Source organism: Streptosporangiales bacterium, from assembly GCA_009379955.1.
Lineage (GTDB): Bacteria > Actinomycetota > Actinomycetes > Streptosporangiales > WHST01 > WHST01.
Window position 1 is genome coordinate 1 of sequence record WHST01000221.1, and the last position, 3,364, is coordinate 3,364.

Sequence of the window (3,364 nt, forward strand, 5' to 3'; positions counted from 1 at the left end):
ACCACGTCCCCGTCTGGAACAACGTCTGAGCTGGTGACCGGCCGCGGATCAGCCCCGAGGCCCGGCCGGTTCACCGTGCCGGCGTGGCGGCCGCCACGTCCCGGCCCCGGCAGGACCAGGAATGGACCCCTCGGACCCGCCAGGGCCGGAGCCCTTGCTCCTCCCAGACCGTCCCCGGACATGCGAGCGGGACAGCTCGCCATCGCAGGCATCGCCGTAGGCGTACGCGCCGCCCTGCCCGAGCAGGCCGCCCGCGCCGCCGCACAGGCGTCGCTCGACGCGTGGGGCGGAAGGCGACTACGCCGCCTTCCGCGACACCTGGTCGGCGTACCCGACGCGGCTCCTCGGCGAGCGCGACTACATCGACCTCACCGACGAGACGTGCCCGCCCGTCCCCTGCCCGGACGCGACCGGCTACCTCGTCGGCGCCGTCGACATCCACGGCGACCGCGCAACCGTCCACACCACGCAGCGCATCAACGGCGAGACGGTCTCCTCGGTGTTCACGTTCGTGCACGAGCAGGGCACGTGGCGGTACGAGCCGCCGACCAGCGCCGTTCGGATCATGGAGCGGATCCACTCCGGCGAGCTGGCCATCGACCAGGCCGCCGCCGAGATCGGCCGCGTCGAGTGCGACCAGTCGTGACCGCCACGACTCGCGCCGAGTTCACCGCGAAGCTCCGACAGCTCGCCGACCTCCTCGATAAGCACCCCGCGATCCCCACGCCGGCGTACCCGGGGGAGCTTCCTGGTCCCCCTTGCCCGCGACGACAGGGCCCGCGTCGACGAGCTCGCCGCCTACCTGACCGCACACGGCATCGCGTTCACCGACGACGACGGCCAAGACAGCCGAGGGGTCGACCTCCTCGGCGACTTGTACCACGTGTACAGCAACTCGTCTGAGTCGATGGCCCGGCACAACGCCTGGTCCTCCTACCGCGGCTCGGTCGAGCCGGATCGGATAGACGCCGGACGGTAGCCGCCCGGTCGCGTCTCTCAGAAGCAGCACCCTCCCAAGACCGGCGGCGGACACTCGATCGCAGGTGCCCGCCCCATAGCAAGTCACGCACTCAACCAGAAGGGCACCACCATGACGCACCACGTCCCACCCCAGCCGCCGATGCAGCCGGGACCGCCGCCGGCCCCAGCTCGCGATCGCCGCCGGCTGCGTCCTGACCCGCTTCCAGCGGACGGTCTGGGAGCAGGCACGCCAGATCGAGTACCTGTTCGGGTTCCACTGGTACCGGGTGATCCAGAACGCGGCCGACACGCCGACGGGCGTTCGCCACGCGTGCCGCGTCGGCGAGCTCCGGCAACTCGTCCACGACGACAGTGCGAGTTAGGCCGGCCTTGTCAAGGCGTATGCCGGATTATGCCGTGCATCCCCCGTTCGTATTGACCGTGCGCTCCGGCGTAGCCGATCATCACGGGACGCACACAACGCGTGTACTCGGGAGGAGCGACCATGATCCGGTTCCTGTGCAAGAACCCTGATTCGAAGGTCGAGAACTGCCCTGCGGTCTTCGTCGATGACGAGACCGGTGACCTGCTCATCCAGGGTTGGATCGAGACCGACCCGGCGACGCTGGCGACAGCCGCGGAACACAGCCCGCTCGCCGAGAACGAGATGATCGTGCGCCTGCCGGCAAGCATGCGCGAGCTGATCTTGGAGAAGCTGGGTGCCGAAGCCGTTCGCTGAGCTACTCGCGGCGTGTAGCCGCTCAGCTGTCCACCTCGAGATGCGCGACACGTACACGCCCGACGACCCGGTCTTCCAGCGGTGGCTCGCCGGTGAGCAGATCGACTGGCTTGCCGGCGAGGATGAACAGCGGTGGCACGAGCTCGTGCGAGAGACCGTCGCACACGGGGTTGTGATGCGGCGGGCGCGGATCATCAGCGAGCCGATCACAGACCACATCCGGCACGAGTATGAGGCCACCGACGCGCTTAACGTAGCCGCCGGCGAGCTCGTACGGTGGCTGCCTCGCGACCGAGCATCCGACCTGGCTCTGCCAGGAAACGACTGCTGGATACTCGACGACCGGCAGGTGCGGTTCGGACACTTCGCCGGCGACGGTCGCCACCTTCGTGACGAGCTGACCGAGGAGCCCGCCGTCGTGAAGCTGTGCAGTTCGGCGTTCGAGGCAGTGTGGGAACGGGCCATCCCTCACGAGGACTACCACCCTCGCTGAGTACATCACCGCAGGCGGGACACTGGTGGCATGTCTAACCCGTCCTCGTCGGCTCAGGCGCAGCTACGTGGGCTCGCGAATCGGCTTCGTGACCTGCGAGTGGACGCTGGCCTGACCGGTGTAGGGCTGGCGGCCGATCTCGGGTGGCATCAGAGCAAGGTGTCACGAATCGAGAACGCGATCCGGCCACCGTCGATCGCGGACGTGCAGGCGTGGTGTCGGGCGTGTGGCGCCGACCACCAGGCCGCCGACCTCGTCGATGCACTCCGCACGGTCGAGGACGCGTACGTGCAGTGGCAGCGGCTGCAGCGCGCCGGGCTGCGTCGCCTCCAAGAGTCCTACGTGCCGCTGCACGAGCGCACCAGGTTGATGCGCGTTTACAGCTCCCAGCTCATCCCTGGGATGGTCCAGACACGGGACTACGTGACCGCATTGCTCGACTCGATGTCGGACGCCCCGAATGACGTGCCCGAAGCGGCCGACGCGCGAGTAGCGCGGCAACGCCGTCTTCACGAAGGAGGCCACCGATTCGCGTTCGTACTCGAGCAATCCGTGCTCCGCCGCAGTGTCGGTGGCCCTGAGGTGATGGCTGGGCAGCTACGCCACCTGCTCGCGGTTATGTCCCTACCGTCGGTCTCGCTGGGCATCGTTCCGGTCGACGCCGACTTGCCGCAGTGGCCGGTGGAGATGTTCACCATGTACGACGACGCCGAGGTCCGGGTTGAACTGCTGTCCGCGCTGATCACCATTACCGCGCCGAGCGAGATCCGGCTCTACACCGCAGCATTCGCGAACCTCGCGTCGATGGCCGTTTACGGCCACTCCGCCCGAGATCTCATCACCTCGGCTCTCGCCGACTTCGACATTCATGCCTGAACCAAGCTGGCATATGTCGGCATACTCATAGATCCCCTCCACTCATCCCCCGTAGCGTCCTGGTCATGACGACATCGGGGCAAGACGCCAGCAGCGACTTGTGCACCCGTCACGGGCTGCCGCTGCCCTGCCGTGTGTGCGACCAGGAGGATGAGCGGTGCGAGCCGCACGGCAACCGGCTCCCGTGCCCGATGTGCCTCGCCGAGAAGTACCACGTCCCCGTCTGGAACAACGTCTGAGCTGGTGACCGGCCGCGGATCAGCCCCGAGGCCCGGCCGGTTCACCGTGCCGGCGTG

Annotated in this window: 3 protein-coding genes; all 3 read left to right on the forward strand. The window is 68.1% G+C overall.

Features of this window, described 5'->3' with window-relative positions; all coding sequences use genetic code 11:
• The first annotated feature begins 1,465 nt into the window (after positions 1–1,465).
• The 3 genes from GEV10_31985 to GEV10_31995 are packed head-to-tail and all read left to right on the forward strand — an operon-like array spanning position 1,466 to position 3,068.
• A complete protein-coding gene (locus tag GEV10_31985; protein MQA83021.1) occupies positions 1,466–1,699 on the forward strand; it encodes a hypothetical protein in 234 nt (77 codons plus the stop codon).
• On the forward strand, positions 1,680–2,192 hold the full coding sequence (locus GEV10_31990; protein MQA83022.1) for a hypothetical protein: 513 nt from the start codon (positions 1,680–1,682) through the stop codon (positions 2,190–2,192). The genes GEV10_31985 and GEV10_31990 overlap by 20 nt, the downstream gene beginning before the upstream one ends.
• A 30-nt stretch (positions 2,193–2,222) precedes the next feature.
• Positions 2,223–3,068 carry a helix-turn-helix domain-containing protein gene (locus GEV10_31995; GenBank protein ID MQA83023.1) on the forward strand — a complete coding sequence of 282 codons (846 nt, stop codon included), beginning with the start codon at positions 2,223–2,225 and terminating at the stop codon, positions 3,066–3,068.
• Positions 3,069–3,364 lie beyond the last annotated feature (296 nt).

Excerpts from the sequence above, each read along its gene's own strand:
- GEV10_31995 (MQA83023.1), top strand. The coding sequence starts at position 2,223 with ATGTCTAACCCGTCCTCGTCGGCTCAGGCGCAGCTACGTGGGCTCGCG.
- GEV10_31985 (MQA83021.1), top strand. The coding sequence starts at position 1,466 with ATGATCCGGTTCCTGTGCAAGAACCCTGATTCGAAGGTCGAGAACTGC.